20 protein-coding genes are annotated in these 21,325 nt (G+C 42.0%); 11 read left to right on the forward strand and 9 right to left on the reverse strand.

The window, feature by feature from the left end:
- The first annotated feature begins 3 nt into the window (after positions 1-3).
- Positions 4-1,176, forward strand: a complete 1,173-nt coding sequence (gene bamB / locus AM629_RS11490) for an outer membrane protein assembly factor BamB (RefSeq protein WP_054479070.1) — start codon at positions 4-6, stop codon at positions 1,174-1,176.
- A 163-nt stretch (positions 1,177-1,339) separates the two neighbouring features.
- Entirely contained in the window at positions 1,340-2,824 is a 1,485-nt protein-coding gene (gene der, locus AM629_RS11495) for a ribosome biogenesis GTPase Der (protein ID WP_054479071.1), read from the forward strand.
- 21 nt (positions 2,825-2,845) lie between these two features.
- Here the strand turns inward: der and AM629_RS11500 are convergent, their stop codons facing one another.
- The 3 genes from AM629_RS11500 to hemF all read right to left on the reverse strand — a co-directional run bounded on the left by AM629_RS11500 (position 2,846) and on the right by hemF (position 5,541).
- Positions 2,846-3,178 (reverse strand): protealysin inhibitor emfourin, encoded by a 333-nt coding sequence (locus AM629_RS11500; protein WP_054479073.1) that lies wholly within the window; start codon positions 3,176-3,178, stop codon positions 2,846-2,848.
- Positions 3,179-3,338: 160 nt separating this feature from the next.
- Positions 3,339-4,400 carry a metalloprotease PrtS gene (gene prtS / locus AM629_RS11505; RefSeq protein WP_054479075.1) on the reverse strand — a complete coding sequence of 354 codons (1,062 nt, stop codon included), beginning with the start codon at positions 4,398-4,400 and terminating at the stop codon, positions 3,339-3,341.
- Between the two features lie 232 nt (positions 4,401-4,632).
- A complete protein-coding gene (gene hemF / locus AM629_RS11510; protein ID WP_054479077.1) occupies positions 4,633-5,541 on the reverse strand; it encodes an oxygen-dependent coproporphyrinogen oxidase in 909 nt (302 codons plus the stop codon).
- Between the two features lie 137 nt (positions 5,542-5,678).
- Here hemF and AM629_RS11515 point away from each other — a divergent pair, with 137 nt between their 5' ends.
- Entirely contained in the window at positions 5,679-6,110 is a 432-nt protein-coding gene (locus AM629_RS11515) for a GNAT family acetyltransferase (RefSeq protein WP_054479079.1), read from the forward strand.
- A gap of 43 nt (positions 6,111-6,153) precedes the next feature.
- Here AM629_RS11515 and AM629_RS11520 read toward each other — a convergent pair whose 3' ends face one another.
- The gene (locus tag AM629_RS11520; RefSeq protein WP_054479081.1) at positions 6,154-6,573 is read right to left on the reverse strand and encodes a YgiW/YdeI family stress tolerance OB fold protein; all 420 of its coding nucleotides are present in this window, start codon (positions 6,571-6,573) and stop codon (positions 6,154-6,156) included.
- A gap of 184 nt (positions 6,574-6,757) precedes the next feature.
- On the opposite strand from AM629_RS11520, the gene AM629_RS11525 reads away from it, so the two are divergent.
- The 6 genes from AM629_RS11525 to cysM all read left to right on the forward strand — a co-directional run bounded on the left by AM629_RS11525 (position 6,758) and on the right by cysM (position 12,477).
- Positions 6,758-7,366, forward strand: a complete 609-nt coding sequence (locus tag AM629_RS11525; RefSeq protein WP_054479082.1) for an RpoE-regulated lipoprotein — start codon at positions 6,758-6,760, stop codon at positions 7,364-7,366.
- A 287-nt stretch (positions 7,367-7,653) separates the two neighbouring features.
- Entirely contained in the window at positions 7,654-8,676 is a 1,023-nt protein-coding gene (locus AM629_RS11530; RefSeq protein WP_054479083.1) for a sulfate ABC transporter substrate-binding protein, read from the forward strand.
- On the forward strand, positions 8,676-9,509 hold the full coding sequence (gene cysT / locus AM629_RS11535; protein ID WP_054479085.1) for a sulfate/thiosulfate ABC transporter permease CysT: 834 nt from the start codon (positions 8,676-8,678) through the stop codon (positions 9,507-9,509). The genes AM629_RS11530 and cysT overlap by 1 nt, the downstream gene beginning before the upstream one ends.
- A complete protein-coding gene (cysW, locus tag AM629_RS11540; protein WP_054479087.1) occupies positions 9,509-10,354 on the forward strand; it encodes a sulfate/thiosulfate ABC transporter permease CysW in 846 nt (281 codons plus the stop codon). Before cysT ends, cysW begins: the two co-directional genes overlap by 1 nt.
- A gap of 13 nt (positions 10,355-10,367) precedes the next feature.
- Positions 10,368-11,456 (forward strand): sulfate/thiosulfate ABC transporter ATP-binding protein CysA, encoded by a 1,089-nt coding sequence (cysA, locus tag AM629_RS11545; protein ID WP_054479088.1) that lies wholly within the window; start codon positions 10,368-10,370, stop codon positions 11,454-11,456.
- Positions 11,457-11,595: 139 nt separating this feature from the next.
- Positions 11,596-12,477, forward strand: coding sequence for a cysteine synthase CysM (gene cysM, locus AM629_RS11550; protein WP_054479089.1), 882 nt, complete (start codon positions 11,596-11,598; stop codon positions 12,475-12,477).
- 420 nt (positions 12,478-12,897) lie between these two features.
- Here cysM and crr read toward each other — a convergent pair whose 3' ends face one another.
- The 5 genes from crr to cysZ form a co-directional block, all read right to left on the reverse strand.
- Positions 12,898-13,407, reverse strand: a complete 510-nt coding sequence (crr, locus tag AM629_RS11555; RefSeq protein ID WP_015833547.1) for a PTS glucose transporter subunit IIA — start codon at positions 13,405-13,407, stop codon at positions 12,898-12,900.
- A 48-nt stretch (positions 13,408-13,455) separates the two neighbouring features.
- Positions 13,456-15,183: a phosphoenolpyruvate-protein phosphotransferase PtsI gene (gene ptsI / locus AM629_RS11560; protein WP_054479091.1), complete on the reverse strand. Its 1,728-nt coding sequence runs from the start codon at positions 15,181-15,183 to the stop codon at positions 13,456-13,458.
- Between the two features lie 184 nt (positions 15,184-15,367).
- Positions 15,368-15,625: a phosphocarrier protein Hpr gene (gene ptsH / locus AM629_RS11565; RefSeq protein WP_054479093.1), complete on the reverse strand. Its 258-nt coding sequence runs from the start codon at positions 15,623-15,625 to the stop codon at positions 15,368-15,370.
- Between the two features lie 454 nt (positions 15,626-16,079).
- The gene (cysK, locus tag AM629_RS11570) at positions 16,080-17,033 is read right to left on the reverse strand and encodes a cysteine synthase A (protein ID WP_054479095.1); all 954 of its coding nucleotides are present in this window, start codon (positions 17,031-17,033) and stop codon (positions 16,080-16,082) included.
- Between the two features lie 109 nt (positions 17,034-17,142).
- A complete protein-coding gene (cysZ, locus tag AM629_RS11575) occupies positions 17,143-17,919 on the reverse strand; it encodes a sulfate transporter CysZ (protein WP_054479097.1) in 777 nt (258 codons plus the stop codon).
- Positions 17,920-18,139: 220 nt separating this feature from the next.
- Between cysZ and zipA the strand changes: the two genes are divergently transcribed.
- Together zipA and ligA are read left to right on the forward strand one after the other, a co-directional pair.
- Entirely contained in the window at positions 18,140-19,051 is a 912-nt protein-coding gene (zipA, locus tag AM629_RS11580; protein ID WP_054479099.1) for a cell division protein ZipA, read from the forward strand.
- Positions 19,052-19,112: 61 nt separating this feature from the next.
- Positions 19,113-21,131, forward strand: a complete 2,019-nt coding sequence (gene ligA / locus AM629_RS11585) for an NAD-dependent DNA ligase LigA (RefSeq protein WP_054479101.1) — start codon at positions 19,113-19,115, stop codon at positions 21,129-21,131.
- Positions 21,132-21,325 lie beyond the last annotated feature (194 nt).

Here is a 21,325-nt window from a genome sequence, read left to right on the forward strand (position 1 = left end):
TCAATGCAACTGCGTAAAACACTCTTGGTTGGTCTGGTTACTTCCGTTCTGTTAGCTGGTTGTTCAAGTGAGCAGGATACGGTAACTATGTCACCGTTACCACAGGTTGAAAATCAATTTAACCCAAGCGTTATCTGGGATAAATCTGTAGGTGATGGTGTTGGTCGTTATTACTCTCATTTGACACCAACCTGGCAGGGCTCTGTTGTCTATGTTGCTGATCGTAATGGCATCGTTAAGGCGCTGGAAATTGATAGCGGCAAAGAGATATGGTCGGTAAATCTGGCTGAAAAAGCGGGTTTGCTCTCTTCCCGTATACCTGCGTTGCTTTCTGGTGGTCTGACGGTTTCCGGGGATCATTTATATGTAGGTACTGAACGTGCGAAAGTGATTGCGCTAAATACGGCGGATGGTCAGGTTGTCTGGGAATCTGAAGTTGCTGGTGAAGCGTTGTCGCGTCCGGTTGTGAGTGATGGCTTGGTATTGATTCATACCAGCAATGGTATGTTGCAAGCATTGGGTGAGTCGGATGGTAAAATTCGGTGGTCCGTTAATATGGACACGCCATCGTTGTCATTGCGTGGTGAGTCGGCCCCAGCTGTGGCTTATGGTGCGGCGATCGTAGGTGGTGATAATGGCCGTGTCAATGCAGTACTGATTTCTCAGGGGCAACTGATTTGGCAACAACGTATCTCCCAGGTAACCAGTTCTACGGAAATCGGTCGTCTTAATGATGTTGATATGACACCGGTTATTTCTGAGGGTGTGATATATGCAATAGCATATAATGGTAATCTGGTGGCGCTTGATATGCGCTCAGGTCAGCTTCTCTGGAAACGCGATTTGGGTTCAGTGAACGAGATGGTTGTTTCTGGTGATAATATTTACATTGTTGATCAAAACGATCGTGTTATGAGCCTGCGTCAAAGTGATGGTGTGACTCTGTGGACTCAGACAAAATTACAGCACCGTAATCTGACTGCGCCTGAAATGTATAATGGTTATTTGGTTGTTGGTGACAGTGAAGGTTATCTTCATTGGTTGAATATGGATGACGGCAAGTTTGTTGCTCAGCATAAAGTTGATAGTTCTGGCTTAATGAGTCGTCCGGTTGTTGCCAGCGATAAACTGATGGTACAGGCGAAAGACGGTACAGTTTATCTGTTTACCCGTTGAGTATTTTTTACTATCTATTTATCTGAAGTAGCATAAAGAGTTGTTATCGTTCCACGGCTCCTGAAAAGACCAGGAGCCGTTTCGTCTTTTTAGTGTTTTGTTGCGACTAAAACCATAAGCAGCAAAATACTGATTTCAAATTTAAGTCATGAGGCATCAACAAATGATACCTGTCGTCGCTCTGGTAGGGCGCCCAAATGTGGGTAAGTCCACATTATTTAACCGTTTAACCCGTACAAGAGATGCGCTGGTAGCGGATTTTCCAGGTCTGACCCGCGACCGTAAATATGGTCGAGCGGAGGTCGAAGGGCAGGAATTTATCATCATTGATACTGGCGGTATCGATGGCACCGAAGATGGTGTTGAAACACATATGGCAGCACAATCTTTGATGGCGATTGAAGAAGCCGATATTGTTCTGTTTATGGTAGATGCCCGTGCTGGATTAATGCCAGCAGACCACGCTATAGCAAAACATCTGCGTAGCCGTGAAAAAGCGACTTTCTTGGTTGCAAATAAAACCGATGGGATTGATATCGATACATCCATTGCTGAATTTTATTCACTCGGATTAGGTGATATATATTCCATTGCTGCTTCTCATGGCCGTGGTGTAACCCAGCTTATCGAACGGGTATTGCTACCTTTCTCCGGTAAGGATGGGGAAGAAGAGGTTGAGCTGACCGAAGAAGAAGCGAACGCAGCATATTGGGCTGAACAGGAACAGAATGAGTCTGAGATGGTAGAAGAAGAGGAAGATGATTTTGATCCATCAACTCTGCCATTGAAATTAGCAATTGTCGGCAGGCCAAACGTAGGGAAATCTACGTTGACTAACCGTATCTTAGGTGAAGAGAGGGTTGTGGTTTATGACATGCCGGGTACCACCCGTGACAGCATTTATATTCCAATGGAACGTGATGGTCGCGAATATGTCTTGATTGATACCGCCGGTGTGCGTAAGCGGGGTAAGGTTACTGAAATAGTTGAGAAATTCTCAGTAATCAAAACGCTTAAGGCGATTGAGGATGCAAACGTTGTGTTACTGGTGATTGATGCCCGTGAAGGCATTTCTGATCAGGATTTGTCGTTGCTGGGTTTTATACTTAACAGCGGGCGCTCGTTAGTGATTGCGGTCAATAAATGGGATGGCATGTCACAGGAAGATAAAGAGCAAGTGAAAGAGATGCTTGATTATCGTCTTGGTTTTGTTGATTTCGCCAGAGTACATTTTATTTCTGCTTTGCATGGTAGTGGTGTGGGGAATTTGTTTGACTCGATTCTTGAGGCTTATGACTGCGCGACTCGCCGTGTAAGTACCTCATTATTAACCCGCATTATGCGTATGGCTGAAGAAGATCATCAGCCGCCAATGATCCGTGGTCGCCGGGTAAAAATGAAATACGCACATGCTGGTGGTTATAATCCACCAATCGTTGTGATCCACGGTAATCAGGTCACTGGTTTGTCTGATTCTTATAAGCGTTATCTGATGAACTATTTCCGCCGGTCGCTGAAAGTGATGGGGACACCAATTCGGATTCAGTTTAAAGAAGGAGCAAACCCGTATGCAGACAAACGCAATACTTTAACACCAAACCAGATGCGTAAACGTAAACGTTTGATGACTCACTTAAAAAAGCGTTAATTCTAAAATGGAGGGGTGGTATTAACCACCCTTTTTATGAGCATCCCATATCTGAGTAATTATTTCTGGTGCATCTGACTCTGGAAGGGTCAGGTAGTGCTCTTCATTTCCAGTGACGATATGGAGCAGATAATAATGTTGGTCAGGATTAGGTGATGATGGCATAGCATTAGAAAAATCTTGTTCTATGGCTTGAAGAAATAATTGCTTTTGGTGCGGAGACAATGATTTTAAATTCACTGTTTTATCTTGGCTAAGACCGGGTGTAACCGCAAATCCTCCTTGCAGGGAAATCGTGATTTTACTATCAGTTGTGAGTTTGGCAGCTGTGAATTCGAAGGTTTTATTATTCATGATATACCAGTTTTGCACGGTTATTTTTCACATCTCTACAGTATAGCGTGAAATTCGGCGTTAACAATTTTAACATCTTTCATTAGATATCTTTTTTATTAGGTCAGGTATTACAAATAATAAAATATCGCTGGTATTAAACCAGCGATATGTTGATAGATTAAACTTTATCTTCTACTTTATCTTCTACTTTAACACCTACTTCTTTCCAGCTCTCAATAGTTGCTTTTTCAACATCCTCATCAAATAACTCGCGAGCATGTTTAATTGTTAATTTAGCAAAGGATGAGAAGTTAGCATCACGTGAAAGATTTTTATCCAACAATGTGTTGTACCATATCTTTCCTGCTTTCTCCCAGGCATATCCACCTAATTTTATTGCCAGATTATAGAAGGCTTTATTAGGAATACCTGAGTTAATATGAACACCACCATTATCATTATAAATCGGCATTTCTTTATAATTATCCATATGGCCCGGTTGTGGATCTTTACCAAGGATAGGATCATCATATGCTTTGCCGGGTTCTTTCAATGAACGAATCCCTACACCTTTAACGTCTTTGCCCAGTAAACCCTCCCCTACAACCCAATTTGCTTCATCAGCTTTTTGTTTCAGATAATATTGTTTCACCAATGAGCCGAAGACATCTGCTATTGATTCATTCAATGAGCCGGACTGGAAGAAATAAACCAAGTCGGCTGTTTTTTCGATAACACCATGAGATAATTCATGGCCGATTACGTCAATAGATGTGGTGAAGTCATTGAAAAGCTTGCCGTCACCATCACCAAACACCATTTGTCCATTGCCCCAGAATGCATTCATATATTCTTCTCCATAATGCACAGTGGCAATCAACTTCATTCCTTTGTCATCTAATGAATTGCGATTAAGAACTTCTTTATAGAAATTGTAAGTTGCTTCTAAATATTTATATGCGTTATCAACTGATTTATCACCGTTATCTGGATCTCCTTCATCTCGTACTAAAGTTCCTGGTAACCTGCGTTTATTTTCTGCATCGTAAATAGAACGATGTAAAGTCGAGCTGGTAACTTCATTGGTAGAAGATGGTGTTTTAATAACACTTTCCAACATTAAACTCTTAGTATGATTTAATGTCATTAATACTTTATTTTTTTCATTGTCATTATTATAAATATTTTGAAGAATGTACGGTGGTATTAAACCCTTGTAGTTATTGTTTTGTATTTGCATAAAATATCTCCTGGAATAAATTATTAGATTTTTAATAAGAGGTACTCTTTAAGTACGGTTTCATATTAAACACGTTTCCAGCAGATAGTCATCAGGGCCAACATGCTTCTTTTATGTTAAGGGGTTGTTAACAAGATGTTGTATTTGTTGTATAGGGGATTTTTGTATTGGCTATATTAAAAACATAAATAGTTAGGAATAATTGAGTGTAATATTCCTAACATAATAAAAATCATATCCAGCTTTTTACTGGAAGAAAGTCAATATACAAAGAAGCTTCCGCAGATCCTGGTTCAGGGTGATAATCATATTCCCAGCGTACTAAGGGTGGCATGGACATTAAAATAGACTCTGTCCGTCCACCGCTTTGTAGTCCGAATAAAGTTCCTCTATCCCAAACTAAGTTAAATTCTACATAGCGACCACGGCGATATAGTTGAAATTGTCGTTCACGCTCACCCCATAATAGAGTTTTCCTTTTTTCCACAATAGGTAGATAAGCATCAAGAAAGCCCTTACCTATATCTTGAGTAAAGTTAAAACAATATTCAAAGTTAGGGGTATTTAAGTCATCATAAAATAAGCCGCCAATCCCACGAGCTTCATTACGATGTTTAATATAGAAATAATCATCACACCATTTTTTATATTTTGAGTAAATATCTTCGCCATATAGCTGGCATATATTTCTGGCGGTAGTATGCCAGTGAATAGCATCTTCCTCAAAACCATAATAAGGTGTTAAATCAAAACCGCCTCCGAACCACCATACTGGAGATTCACCTTCTTTTTCTGCAATAAAAAACCGGATGTTGGCATGGCTGGTTGGTATATATGGATTTAAAGGATGAATAACCACTGAGACCCCCATTGCTTGATAACTACGACCAGCTAATTCGGGGCGATGGGCTGTTGCTGATAAAGGAAGCATGGTTCCTGATACGTGGGAAAAATTAGCGCCTGCTTGTTCGAATACAGTACCTTCTCTCATGATTCGACTACGGCCTCCTCCACCTTCTTCCCGTTGCCAGCTTTGTTCTGTAAATTTCGCTGTACCATCTGCTTGTTCCAGTTGCTGGCAAATTTTATCCTGTAATGAAAGGAAGAAAGATTTAATTTGATTAACGTTTGGTATGTTCACTACCCTTTTCTCATTGTAATGGGATGATTACCATATTATACCTATTGGTGATAGAGAACGCATTTTCGTATTGATTCCGGGATTAAAGCGGAGATAATGAGAAAATTGTTATTTCAATAAGAACAGGTTGGTTAGGGATGGAAATTCGGGTATTTCGACAAGATGATTTTGAAGCAGTGATCACCTTATGGGAACGCTGCGATTTGCTTAATCCTGGTGTTGATCCTGAAATGGATATTGAGCGTAAGTTGACTCATGATCCTGACCTGTTTTTAGTCGCGGAAGTGGCTGGTGAAGTGGTTGGGACTATTATGGGGGGGTATGATGGTCACCGGGGTTCGGCTTATTATCTGGGGGTTCATCCTGAGTTTCGTGGGCGGGGAATTGCAAATGCATTGATTTCCCGGTTGGAAAAGAAACTGATAGCCCGTGGTTGCCCAAAAATAATTTTCATTGTTCCCGAGGATAATGATGCCACTCTCTATATGTGTGAAAAGTTGGAATATGAAGATTGTCATCAGGAGAGTGTTGTTTTCAGCAAGTGTCTGATTATTGATCAGGAATATTAAGTTGAGTCATGCGGCTGAATGAGTGCCATTCAGCCACAAATCATTAGTGCAATTTGATCAGTTTCTTCACATCAACTGTCGTGGAACTCCACTCTTTATCGACCTCGCCTTCGAGGCGGACTTTATCCTGAGGTGTTATTGTTTGACCATTCCAATATTTATGATCAATTTCGACTTCAATGACTCCTGCACTATCACGGAATATGAAGTGATCACCACGGATGCGGGATTCGATATTTCCTTCCAGCACGACCCAACTGTCATCCCACATATTTTTAACTTGCTCAGTGGTCGAAATTTTTACATTGTTATCGACAAAACCACCTTCTTGTGGGGCTGTCTGAGTTTGAGGCTGTGTAGCATCTGGGCCGGAAAAGCCACCAGATTGCATATATGTGGTTTGAGCCATTAATGGCGCACTGAATAGAGCAATTAAGGCGGTGGTTAAAAATGTTTTTTTCATCATATTGACCTTGTAATAAAAATGGTTTTTTATCGGGAAAGCAGAATACCGCGAAGTGATATTTAATCAAGATAATATTCACTTATTGTCATTAATGTGTGCAAACTTTTTGTGCTCTCTGAAACTAACAATCAGGTGTGATGTCTCAGTAGCCATCGCTGTATCTAATCAAAAGGAGTCAGTTATGCAGGAGTTTTCTTTAGCTAACATTTTATCAGGATTACGTTTTGTCATAATGGGTAGTTCGCTATTACTAGCTGGTTGTGCGGGGTCATCTAGTTTTTCATGGTCAGGTTTATCGCCTTTTAGTTGGTTTGGTCACTCACTACAAATTTCAGATCAGGGAGTTGGGGAAATAAATGGTCTGACAGCAATCAGTAAGGACGAGATAGATAAAGGGTTGCATGAGAAGTACCATTTACGTGGTGGTATGGAGGCTAAGAATGGTCAGTTGGTGACAGTATTTCAAGCACTGGATGGAGATCAACTGAAAATAGAGCTGTTTGGTCAGACAGATGGAAAAGTGAGTCGTATTGAAGTGCTAGATAAAGATGTTAAAACCGTCTGGGGAACAAAGATTGGTACTCCGTTCTCGGCGATTTATAACAAAGCATTTGGTGCTTGTCGAAATACGGTTAGTGAATCAGAAAAGAGAGCGATCATCTGCGTATCTCCGCAGAGCAAAAACGTCAGTTATTTGTTTACAGGCAACTGGAATGGCCCTGAAGGTTTGATTCCTTCTGATGATGTGCTGAAAAATTGGAAAGTGGAACGTATTGTCTGGAAGCGATAAAAAGCCATTGTTGATTGAAGTATCGCTCTTTCCTCATATGCGGTGCTATAGCAGGCCCGCATTTTTCATTTAAAAAACTTACTGCTTTGTCAGCTTATTGCGTTTCATACTTTCTAATTGCAATTCGGTATATTAAACGGCAATAGTTATCTACCCTGTTATAAATAAACTGGATACATTAGTTACTGGCGTGTTTTTAGTGAAATCACAGGTTGAGAACCTATTCATTAGGCTATTTTGTTTTCCTGCACCAATAACCCCTATTGAGGTAGGTACTAAGGTGAGCAATGAAGAAGCATTCAATAAAAAATAAAATACTAAACGGACTGGTAGCAGTAACTTTATTGGGCAGCAGTAATGCCTTTGCTGTAGCGCTGTTAAACAGCTCTTATGACGTTGCGCGTGAGCTATTTTCTGCACTTAATCCTGAATTTGAAAAACAGTGGAATGAACTGCATCCACAAGACAAATTACTAATTAAACAATCCCACGCAGGTTCTTCCAAACAAGCACTGGCAATTCTTCAGGGGCTGCGGGCTGATGTGGTCACTTACAATCAAGTGACAGATGTACAAATTTTGCATGATCGTGGCAATTTGATCCCGGCTGACTGGCAAAGCCGTTTGCCAAATAGCAGTTCACCTTACTATTCCACGATGGCGTTTTTGGTGCGTAAAGGTAATCCCAAAAATATTCATAACTGGGATGATTTAGTACGTAAGGATGTCAAATTAGTCTTCCCAAATCCTAAAACTTCCGGCAATGGACGTTACTCCTATCTAGCTGCCTGGGGGGCAATGCAACAGAAAAATTGCGGCGATCAGGAGAAGACTCGTGAGTGGATGAAACGTTTCCTGAAAAATGTCTCGGTATTTGATATAGGAGGCCGTGGTGCAACGACTTCATTTATTGAGCGTGGTTTGGGTGATGTGTTGATAAGTTTCGAATCTGAAGTGAATAACATCCGCAAACAGTATGGTGATAACAAATATGAAGTGATTGTCCCGCCGGTAGATATTCTGGCGGAATTCCCTGTGGCTTGGGTTGATAAGAATATTGTGAAAAACGGCACTGAGAAAGCGGCTAAAGCTTATCTGCATTACCTTTATAGTCCGCAAGCGCAGCAGATCATTGCTAGCTTTAATTATCGTGTCAATGATAAGGAAGTGATGGAGCAGCAGAAAGCTCGTTTTCCAGAAACCAAATTATTCCGGCTGGAAGATCAGTTTGGTGGTTGGTCACAGGTAATGAAAATTCACTTTAATACTGGCGCTACGCTGGATCAATTGCTAGCGGAAGGGCATAAGTAATGTTTACAGTTTCCAGTAAACGGGTATTACCTGGTTTCGGGCTGAGTTTAGGTAGCAGTTTGTTCTATACCTGTCTGATCTTATTATTGCCCTTGAGTGCATTGGTTGTGCAGCTTTCCAGTATGACTTGGGAACAGTATTGGCAGGTTATTGCTAATCCCCAAGTAGTGGCGGCTTATAAAGTCACATTATTAGCAGCGGCGGTTGCCAGTTTGTTTAATGCGGTATTTGGTATGCTGATGGCATGGATACTCACTCGCTATCGTTTCCCCGGTCGTAGCTTACTGGATGGTTTGATGGATCTCCCTTTTGCGTTACCTACTGCGGTAGCCGGTTTGACACTAGCAACCCTGTTCTCTGCTACCGGTTGGTATGGTTCATTGCTTGGGCATTTTGATGTGAAGGTGGTGAATACTTGGCTGGGTATTGCAGTAGCGATGGCGTTTACAAGCTTGCCATTTGTGGTGCGAACAATTCAACCAGTACTTGAAGAGTTGGGGCCAGAGTATGAAGAAGCAGCTCAGACGTTGGGTGCGAGCCGTTGGCAGACTTTTTGGCGTGTAGTATTACCGGAATTATCTCCAGCTTTAATTGCGGGAGCAGCACTCTCTTTTACCCGCAGTTTGGGGGAATTTGGTGCAGTGATCTTTATTGCAGGTAACATCGCATGGCAGACAGAAGTGGTATCGTTGATGATTTTCATCCGATTGCAGGAATTTGATTATCCAGCTGCCAGTGCCATTGCATCAGTTATATTGGCTGTATCCTTGATATTACTATTTAGCATTAATACCTTACAAAGCCGCTTTGGTAAGCGGATTGGGGGGCATTAATGGCTGATTTATCTGAATTTTATATAACGCAACGGACTCCTGTAAATTGGGGGAAATGGGCACTTATCGCAACAGGAGTACTGTTTTCAGTCTTACTGTTGGTGATACCAATTGTGTGGATTTTTATGACCGCCTTTTCTAAAGGAATTGGCGTAGTCACTCAGAATCTTTTAGATCCTGATATGTTGCATGCCATTTGGTTAACGGTATTGATTGCATTGATCACAGTTCCGGTAAACCTGATTTTTGGCGTGATGATCGCTTGGTTGGTAACGCGTTTTCAGTTTCCTGGGCGGCAATGTTTGCTGACGTTAATTGATATCCCATTTGCTGTTTCTCCAGTAGTCGCGGGTTTGCTCTACCTATTATTTTATGGTTCGAATGGTTGGGCAGGGAATGTACTGGAATCCTATGATATCCAATTGATGTTTTCCTGGCTGGGAATGGTGTTGGTAACAGTATTTGTTACTTGCCCGTTTGTTGTTCGAGAACTGGTGCCAATGATGCTTAGTCAAGGGAGCCAGGAAGATGAAGCCGCGATATTACTGGGGGCATCTGGTTGGAAAATGTTTTGGCGGGTGACGTTACCAAATATCCGTTGGGCGTTGTTATATGGTGTGGTTTTGACCAATGCCCGGGCGATTGGTGAATTTGGTGCTGTTTCAGTGGTATCTGGTGCTATTCGTGGTGAAACTTACACATTGCCGTTGCAGGTTGAATTATTGCATCAAGATTACAATACCGTAGGGGCATTTACTGCGGCGGCGTTGCTGGCGTTGATGGCAATTATCACATTGGTTGTTAAGAGTGCTTTGCAATGGCGGTTAAATCGCCAGCATAGTTAAGGTAGGAGCGAATATGAGTATTGAAATTAACAACATCAGTAAATATTTTGGTCGGACTCAGGTTCTGAGCGATATCACTCTGAATATTTTTTCCGGAGAAATGGTCGCTCTGCTTGGTCCGTCAGGCTCCGGTAAAACAACCTTGTTGAGGATTATTGCTGGTCTGGAACAACAGACTTCGGGAAAGCTGAGTTTCCATGGGCAGGATGTTAGTCGCATGCATGCCAAAGACCGGCAGGTTGGATTTGTATTTCAGCATTATGCGTTGTTTCGGCATATGACCGTATTTGATAACGTTGCCTTCGGGTTGACAGTACTTCCACGACGTAAGCGCCCGGATACGGCTTCTATTCGCCGTAAGGTGATGGAACTGTTGGAGATGGTGCAACTGACTCATCTCGCTGAACGTTATCCGTCACAGCTTTCTGGTGGGCAAAAACAACGGGTAGCACTGGCGAGGGCACTGGCTGTTGAACCCCAAATTTTGTTACTGGATGAGCCATTTGGTGCACTGGATGCTCAGGTAAGAATGGAGTTACGTCGGTGGTTGCGTCGGCTTCATGAAGAATTGAAATTTACCAGCGTTTTTGTAACTCATGATCAGGAAGAAGCTATGGAAGTGGCTGATCGGATTGTCGTCATGAGCCAGGGTAATATTGAACAAGTCGGCACGCCACAAGAGGTATGGCGTTATCCGGCAAGTCGTTTTGTCATGGAATTTTTGGGTGAGGTTAACCATTTTTGTGGTGAGATTAAAGGTTCTCAGCTTTTGATTGGCGGGCAGCACTTGCCCCTCAATGTAACACCAATCCATCAGGGGAGTGTTGATGTCTTCCTGCGCCCGTGGGAAGTCATGATGAATCCGCAGCCTACACCATCTAGCCCACTGCCAGTACAGGTAACGGAGGTCAGTCCTCGTGGACATTTTTGGCAGCTCTCTGTTCAGCCTTTAGGGTGGCATCAGGAGTCGGTTGCTATTGTTTGGTTTGATGAAACTTCAGTACCGACAAGAGGGAGCCGTTATTTTATTGGTGGTACTGAAGCCCGGTTATATGCTGGTGATAAACAACTGCAAGCCCTTAGTTTAGCCCAGACCGCTTGATAATAATTTAAATTTTGGTTGGTACCATTTGCTCGTCTCTTTACCGCCAAGAGATGAGCATTTTTTATTTAAAGTCTTGTGATATATTTCTGAATATGGTTATTTCGCTTTTCTATTAAATAAAAATTAGGTAATAGCTGTGGCAAGCTTGGAACACTTTATAGGTAATACCCCACTGGTAAAATTACAACGAATGACTGATCAGTTGGGTGTGGAAATATGGATAAAACTTGAAGGAAATAACCCAGCTGGTTCAATAAAAGATAGGGCAGCGCTGTCAATGATTCAGCAGGCTGAATTACGAGGTGAAATTTCTCCTGGTGACGTATTAATTGAAGCAACTAGTGGAAATACAGGTATCGCGTTGGCAATGATCGCTGCGGTAAAAGGTTATCAGCTTAAATTATTGATGCCTGACAATATGAGTCTTGAACGTCAGGCTTCTATGCGTGCTTATGGTGCAGAACTTATTTTGGTGAGTAAAGAAGTGGGTATGGAAGGTGCACGTGATTTAGCGCAACAAATGGAGCGTAATGGTGAAGGCAAGGTTCTTGATCAATTCAATAACCCGGATAATCCATTGGCACATTTTACCACTACAGGACCCGAAATTTGGCAACAAACAAAAGGGCGTATTACACATTTTGTTTCCAGTATGGGAACAACGGGGACAATTACCGGTGTTAGTCGCTATTTGAAAAGCCAGTCTGATAGTGTTCAAGTTATTGGATTACAGCCAGCTGAAAATAGTCATATCCCAGGTATTCGTCGTTGGTCGCCAGCCTATCTGCCGGGTATTTTTCAAAAGGAGCTGGTGGATAAGGTACTGGATATTACTCAGAAGGAAGCTGAAGACACCATGCGCTTATTAGCCCGGAAAGAAGGGATTTTTTGTGGGGTTAGTTCTGGTGGTGCTGTTGCTGGCGCATTAAAAGTGGCAGTTCAAAACCCGGACGCTGTAATTGTTGCAATTATCTGTGATCGTGGTGACAGATATCTTTCTACCGGAGTATTTAATTAATCTGATTAAAATATCTGTCAGTATCGTTCTGAGTTTATTTCATAGGCTGAAAAGAGGAACACAGCAGGCAGCCCGAATGTTGTTATGCTGGCAGATATCAAAAACTCGGAACAAGTAAAGGCAAAAGTCACAGTCTCAATAAAGGTAAACGATGCCCACATTACCGGATGATTGAATTGGAAGGCTAGATATACCTGTTATCTTTCAAGTTACCTCTTTGTTGGCGGCACTCACTCACCCCGGTCACAGAGTTCTCTATGACATAGTTATCTCTGCTCCCGGGGATTCGCTCCCTTGCCGTCGCGATCCATCTTGAAATCTATTGGGTATAAGTTAAATAATGGGATGAAAAAACAGCCGCAATTGTCGGCTGTTTTTTTTAAGATGAAAATGGTATTTCGATATTAAATGAAAGTATTGTTACTTTTTAATCCGCATAATGGGCGTTTCGCCAACAGTGACAGAGCCACTCAGTTTGGATAACTCTTTAATTTCATCCATGTTGGAAATAACAACAGGTGTCAGAGTTGATTTCGCTCTTTCTTCGAGGAGTTTAAGGTCAAACTCCAAAACTAAATCTCCCTTCTGCACACGTTGACCTTCTTCAGCAATGCGCTTAAAGCCTTCACCTTTAAGCTCAACCGTATCAATACCAAAGTGGACAAATAGCTCAATACCGCTGTCCGATTCGATAGAAAACGCATGGTTGGTTTCAAAGATTTTGCCAATAGTCCCATCAACAGGTGCAACTATCTTATTGCCAGCAGGTTTTATAGCGATACCGTCACCGACAATTTTCTCGGCGAAAACAACATCTGGAACATCTTCAATATTGACAATCTCACCAGACAAAGGCGCGATTATTTCAATAGTGCCGCTGTTTTTTTTATCATCTGAAACCAGAGATTTCAGTTTATCAAACAGACCCATGAATCTTCTCCTAATTGTTTATACTGGACCGCGTTTTAACCGATATTGTTAGCAAAGTGTTTTTTCTTTGATGAAAGTATCAACTAACTCCATCAATTCCTTGGCAGTTGGCTGAGAAAGGGCTTGATCAGCCAGTGCCTTTGCATCTTCGTAACGAGTATTACGAATAATTTTTTTGATGCCGGGAATAGAAATCGCACTCATACTAAACTCATCTAGCCCCATACCTAATAACAACAGTGTAGCACGTTCATCACCCGCAAGCTCGCCACACATCCCCGTCCATTTACCTTCAGCGTGTGAAGCGTCGATGGTTTGCTTAATCAGGCTCAATACTGCTGGTAGCATTGGGTTATAAAGATGAGAAATCAACTCGTTACCACGGTCTACAGCGAGAGTATACTGAGTTAAATCGTTTGTCCCAATACTGAAAAAGTCAACTTCTTTTGCCAGGTGACGAGCAATAACCGCGGAAGCTGGTGTTTCAACCATCACACCCACTTCAATTGCTTCATCGAATTTTTTGCCTTCTTCACGTAATTGACCTTTCAGTAATTCAAGTTCTGCTTTCAGCTCCCGTACTTCTTCTACAGAAATAATCATTGGAAACATAATACGTAATTTACCGAAAGCAGATGCACGTAAAATAGCACGTAACTGAGAATGTAAGATCTCTTTTCGATCAAGGCAAATGCGAATTGCACGCCAACCGAGGAATGGATTCTCCTCTTTCGGTAGATTCATATAGGGCAGATCTTTATCACCGCCGATATCCATCGTGCGTATAATAACCGCCTGGCTGCCCATTGCCTCAGCAACAGCTTTATAAGCCAGGAATTGTTCTTCCTCTGTTGGCAATGAATCACGATCCATAAACAAAAATTCTGTGCGGTATAAACCGACACCTTCGGCACCGTTGCGTTCAGCGCCAGCAACATCCCGAACAGTTCCGATATTGGCGCAGACTTCAACTTGATGGCCATCAAGTGTAATTGCTGGCAGATCTTTCAGTTTCGCAAGTTCAGTTTTTTCTGCCAGATATTCGTTTTTGGTTTTTTTTAGCTGCTCAATTTCTGTATCGGATGGGTTGACATAAATATGGTTATTTACCGCATCCAAGATTAGGTAATCACCATTCTGGATTTCTATTGTCGAGTTAGTCGTACCCACAATTGCTGGAAGCTCAAGGGAACGAGCCATGATTGATGTGTGGGAAGTGCGGCCACCGAAATCAGTAATGAAACCAAGCACTTTTTCCAGATTGAGTTGTGCAGTTTCAGAGGGGGTCAGGTCGCTGGCAACCAGAACCACTTCTTCTGAAATTGAACCAAGATCGACAATAGGCATACCTAGAATGTTTTTCAGTAAGCGTTTACCGATATCACGCACGTCTGTGGCGCGTTCTTTCAGGTATTCATCATCCAATTCCTCAAGAGCATGGGCCTGAGTTTCAATAACGGAATAAACCGCAGCATCCGCAGCTTTGAGATCATTTTTGATTAACGAAATAATTTCTTGTTCAAGTTCTTCATCTTCCAGCAGCATAATGTGTCCTTCGAAGATTTCTGCTTTTTCTTCTCCGAGGTTTTTTGCTGCTATATTCTTGATTATTTCTAATTGAGATGAGGCTTTTTCACGACCCTGCTTGAAATGGGAGATTTCCTGCTCGACTTGTTCTTGGTTGATTTTTTTCTGATTAATGATGATGGGGTCTTCTTTCAGTAATAGAGCCTTACCGAAAGCGATGCCTGGTGATACTAAGATGCCTGAAATCATAATGTTACCTAACTACTAATAATTATTTTTTAAAGAGCCAGCCTGCAAATGGTTTGCTGTTTTAGGATATGCATTTAAACTGACATCCCCAGATAAATGTTTATCCGGGGATGGAGAACGGCTAAGTGAATATCGGTTTATTCATAACGTCTGAATCTTGGCTGGCTTTGTGGCTAACAGGGTGTTATTCCAGTTCTGCCATTAATTTAACCAAGTGTTCGATTGCTTTTTGCTCATCCTCACCTTCAGCAGAGATGGTCACAACGGTGCCTTGAGTCAGTCCTAAAGTTTGCAGTTTAAACAGGCTTTTCGCACTGGCAGTTTTGCCGCTGGAAGTTAGCGTAATGTCGGAGGCGAAACTTTTTGCTTCTTTAACGAACTGTGCAGCCGGGCGGGTGTGTAGGCCATTTGGCGCGGTAATAGTGACTTCTTGCTGGAACATAACGTTTCCTCAATTAACTTAGATTTCTGCTGTTAAGCTAAGACTATGTATAGTGGATAAATCTTAACCTGAGTATTCATTATTAAAAAATTGTTTCTTCCGATGCTTCTGATTGATAGTTTGAAGTAAAGATATACTCATCATCTTTCAAGTTGCCTCTTTGTTGGCTGCACTCGCTCACCCCGGTCACATAGTTATCTATGCTCCTGGGGATTCACTCCCTTGCCGTCGCGATGCATCTTGAAATCTATAGGGTATAGATCGTAGAACTCCTTAACCGAAACTACTACTTCTGTTAATTAATTTCGAGCATCGAAATAATTATTATTGGTTAAATACTAAACCCATTGTAATAAATCATCTGGCAAAGTGTAAAAATTTGATCTACTACACAGAAAAAGCACCATTTAGGTGCTTTTTTATCAATAAAACTAAGTAATTTACTCAGATACTTTTATTCATCGGATAAGTCAGCAAACAGCACGCTGCTCAGATAACGTTCACCTGATGAAGCCAGAATGACAACGATATTTTTATCTTTAAAGTCTGGTTCTTGGGAAAGTTTCACCGCAGCTGCAACAGTTGCACCAGAGGAAATACCCGCGAGAATGCCTTCTTTCATCGTGATTTCACGGGCAGTTTTGATAGCTTCTTCATTACTGATTTTGAAAACCCGATCAACGAGTTTGAGATCAAGGTTATCAGGAATAAAACCAGCGCCAATACCTTGAATCTTATGTGGACCCGGTTTTATTTCTTCACCGGCTAAAGTCTGACTGATTACTGGAGAGTCTTCGGGTTCTACTGCAACCGCAGTGATATTTTTGCCTTTGGTATTTTTGAGATAACGGGTGACGCCTGTTAGTGTACCACCAGTACCTACACCAGCAACGAATACATCAACTTCACCATCTGTATCTTCCCAGATTTCTGGCCCTGTGGTTTTTTCGTGGATTTCTGGGTTTGCTGGATTGCTGAACTGTTGCAGAATGATATAGCGATCAGGATCACTGGCCTGAATTTCATTAGCTTTCTCAATGGCACCTTTCATGCCTTTAACGCCTTCAGTCAGCACCAGATTTGCTCCCAGTGCTTTCAGTAGCTTACGCCGCTCGATACTCATGGTTTCAGGCATAGTCAGAGTTAATTTGTAGCCGCGGGCTGCAGCAACGTAAGCAAGTGCTATGCCTGTATTGCCACTCGTTGGTTCTACCAGCTCTTTTCCTGGTTGCAGAATACCGCGCTTTTCAGCATCCCAAATCATGTTAGAACCGATGCGACATTTCACACTAAAACTGGGATTACGGGATTCCACTTTTGCCAGAATGCGTCCATTACCAAAGTGTTTTAAGCGAACTAACGGGGTACGACCAATAGTTAAAGAATTATCTTCATAAATTTTACTCATACTCGTTTTTCAACTCCCTTTAGTGATATCCGGTCAATAATACGTCAACAATCAATTTATGGAAATATAGATTAAATATATTCTTATCGTCTAAAAGAATAACTTTGAATTAATATTTTTGCATAATATGAATTGCATGCTTATCACGGTAGCGATCTACCCACATTGCGGTGGCAGCGCATACTGCGATAGGCATAATCACTAAGTTGACAATAGGGATCATTGTTAACATACTCACTGTGGCGCCAAATTGCAGATTATCTATTTTATTTTGACGAAGGGCATGACGCATTGTTGGAAAACTGACTTTATGGTTATCGAATGGATAATCACAATATTGAATCGACAACATCCAGGCACTGAAAATAAACCAGATAACAGGTGCGACAGTTTGTCCAATAACAGGAATGAAATAAAGAAGCAGCAATAGCAGAGCGCGTGGAATATAATAGAGCAGTTTTACTAATTCCCGTTTTAGGATACGCGGAACATCTTTCACCAGTTCTATAACTCCGGTATCTGGTGCCGGGATTCCTGTTAAATCCGCTTCCAGTTTCTCCGCTAGCAAGCCATTAAATGGCGCAGCTATAAAATTTGCTATTGTGCTGAAGAAATAAGTAAAAATTAGCAGAATAGAAATCACTGCCAGCGGCCATAAAATATAACTCAGCCATTGCATCCAATCTGGTACTTTGCTCAATATCCAGTCGCCCCAGCTTCCCAGTTTCTGGTAGAGCCACCAAAATGAACCACCAAGTAACAAAATATTTGCCAGCAAAGGCAATAGAACGAATCTTTTAATGCCCTGTCGAGTAATTAATCTGCAACCTTGCATCAAATATTGAAAGCCGCTCAAATTTTTGGGCGGTTTTGTCAAATTAAGCATACTTCCTATTCTCTTCTATATGATTGAAACGCTATCATATAGGCAGGATTTTCGACTGACTAGCCTCGTTCTGTACAAAAAAAGAACAAAAAGTGCTTGTCAGGCATGTTTCTGAGAAGAAAAGTGTGTATAAGCTTGCACTTGTGTTATTTGACAAATAGAGTTAATACAGAAAATGTTCTGCCGTGGTGGCATATTAATTTAAACAACAGAGATAGCAATGATGCAGGATTTGCGTCTGATATTAATCATTGTTGGTGCGATAGCAATCATAGCTTTGCTGTTACATGGGTTGTGGACCAGCCGTAAAGAGCGTTCTTCGCTTTTTCGTGATCGCCCAGTGAAACGTTATAAACGTGATCGTCAGAATAGTTTCGTCGATGACAGTGAAGATGAAGTGTTCGACAATCAGCAAAAGTCTTACGCCCATAAGCAGGTGAAGCCCCATCAGGAGCATAAAGCTGAGTCGGTGATTGAGCGCCGTCAGTCAATTGATGTTGCAATTCCTGAAGAGAACAATGATCCGTTGCTTGCTGGTCGTCAGCCTGAGGCGACAGCCAGAAAAGCAGTACCAGAAGAGCAGGAACCGCAGCTTGGATTATTTGAATCCGAAGAGCTGGAAGAGTTTGAGAAAAATGCACCTGTGGCGGAAGAAAAATCGCAGGAAGGGGCAAAAGAGAAAACTGTTGCAGAAGAGGAGCGAGCCAAAGCGAAAGAAATTGTTTTGGTTCTTCATGTGGCAGCACACCAGGGCCAGGTATTGAATGGTGAATTACTGCTGCAAGGCATTCTGCAATCTGGTTTCCAGTTTGGAGAAATGCAGATTTTTCACCGTCACCTAAATCCATCAGGTAGCGGCCCGGTGTTATTCAGTCTTGCTAATATGGTAAAGCCAGGTTCATTTAATCCTGAATCGATGGTTGATTTTACTACTCCAGGGGTTTCTATGTTTATGATGGTACCCTCTTATGGAGAATCGAATCAGAATTTTAAGCTAATGTTGCAGGCCGCTCAGCGTATCGCTTCTGATGTTGGAGGAGTGGTGCTTGATGATGAACGCAAAATGTTAACACCGCAAAAAATCGAATTATATAAGGCTCGTATTCGCAGCACACTCGATGCTCAGGTATAATCAACTTATCGAACATTCAAGCCTCCGCCAGTCGGGGGCTTTTTATCGCTGGCTATAAGTTATGAAATCAACTGCTCAACAAATAGAACATCTCAGAAAAACATTGCGTCATCATGAATATCTGTATCACGTTATGGATGCGCCAGAGATCCCGGATGCAGAGTATGATCGGTTAATGCAGGAACTAAAAATTCTTGAGGAACAATACCCTGAACTGATTACATCTGATTCACCAACTCAGCGGGTTGGGGCTGCTCCTTTGACTGCTTTTGAACAAGTTCGCCATAAAATCCCTATGCTGTCATTGGATAATGTGTTTGATGAAGAGAGTTATCTGGCATTTGATAAGCGGGTACGTGACCGCCTGAAAGATGATCAGGATTTGGTCGTTTGCTGTGAGCTGAAACTGGATGGTTTGGCAGTTAGCCTGTTATATGAAAATGGTGAACTGGTACAGGCGGCAACTCGTGGTGATGGGACAACAGGGGAAAACATTACATCGAATGTACGGACTATCAACGCGATTCCGCTGCGCCTGACTGGAGAAAATATTCCTGCCCGTATTGAAGTCCGTGGTGAGGTTTTTATACCACAAAAAGGGTTTGAGAAACTGAATGAAGAGGCTCGTCGCACAGGTGCAAAAGTATTTGCTAACCCGCGTAATGCGGCAGCTGGCTCCCTGCGTCAGCTTGATCCCCGTATTACCGCTAAACGTCCATTGTCTTTTTTCTGTTATGGTGTTGGTGTTCTGGAAGGGGGAGAGTTACCGGCTAGTCACTATGAACGATTGATACAGTTTAAGAAATGGGGATTGCCAGTCAGCAATAAAGTTAAGATTTGCACTAACAGTCAGCAGGTTATTGATTTTTATCATGATATTGAGAATCAGCGTTCAACATTAGGATTTGATATCGATGGTGTTGTTGTCAAAGTGAATTCGCTGGAGTTACAGGAAACATTAGGTTTTGTCGCTCGTGCGCCACGTTGGGCGACGGCATTCAAATTCCCTGCTCAGGAACAGATGACGATTGTTCGCGATATTGAGTTTCAAGTTGGTCGTACTGGTGCGATTACACCGGTAGCGCGTTTGGAACCTGTGCAGGTTTCTGGTGTGACGGTGAGTAATGCGACATTGCATAATGCGGATGAGATTGAACGTTTAGGTTTGCGTATTGGTGATACTGTTATTATTCGTCGTGCTGGTGATGTTATTCCACAGGTTGTAGGTGTTGTGGAGGACAGAAGGCCGCAAGACAGTGATGAAGTGATGTTCCCTGAACATTGTCCAGTATGTGGAGCAGATATTGAGAAGATTGAAGGGGAAGCGGTAGCACGTTGTACGGGGGGATTGGTATGTGGTGCTCAGCGTAAAGAAGCGCTTAGACACTTTGTTTCCCGGCGGGCGATGGATGTTGACGGTATGGGAGAGAAGATTATCGATCAACTGGTGGATAAGGAATATGTCGAAACCCCCGCAGATCTTTTCAGGCTTACGGCGGGTAAATTAACCGGGCTTGATCGTATGGGGCCGAAATCTGCTCAGAATGTGGTAGAAGCTCTGGAAAAAGCGAAAAGAACCACATTTGCCCGTTTCCTTTATGCCTTGGGTATCCGTGAAGTTGGGGAGACGACAGCCGCTAATTTGGCCGTGCACTTTGGCGAGTTGGATAAATTACGTGCAGCTGATGAAGCAGCACTGAAAGAAGTTCAAGATGTTGGTGAAGTGGTGGCGAAACATGTGGTTAACTTCTTCAGTGAACCTCATAATCAAAAAGTTATTGATGAGCTGATTGATAATATAGGAATTAACTGGGAACCCGTTGTCGTGACAAAGGCCGAGAAGATTGACAGCCCCTTTGCGGGTAAAACAATTGTGCTCACTGGTTCATTGCATCAGTTATCCAGAGATGAAGCCAAAGATAAGCTTATTGCGCTTGGGGCAAAAGTTACCGGCAGTGTTTCTAAGAAGACAGATTTGGTGATCGCTGGTGAAGCTGCTGGCTCAAAATTGGCTAAAGCTCATGAGCTAAATATTTCGGTTATTGATGAAGAAGAAATGATCCGTTTATTGGGTGAATAATTTTTTGTTTGCATGCGGATTATTGAGGGATTTTTTCAATAATCCGTAATGTGCAATGAGGTATTTTTAAATCTGATTTATACGATTCAGCTAAAAATGTGATCAATCCTACTAAATATAGATTTAGGACAAAAATTATTTCAACATAGTGTGATATTTATCCCATTTTGTTAACTATGATTACATAGAATGTA

This window comes from Photorhabdus heterorhabditis (genome assembly GCF_001280945.1).
GTDB classification, from domain to species: Bacteria; Pseudomonadota; Gammaproteobacteria; order Enterobacterales; family Enterobacteriaceae; genus Photorhabdus; species Photorhabdus heterorhabditis.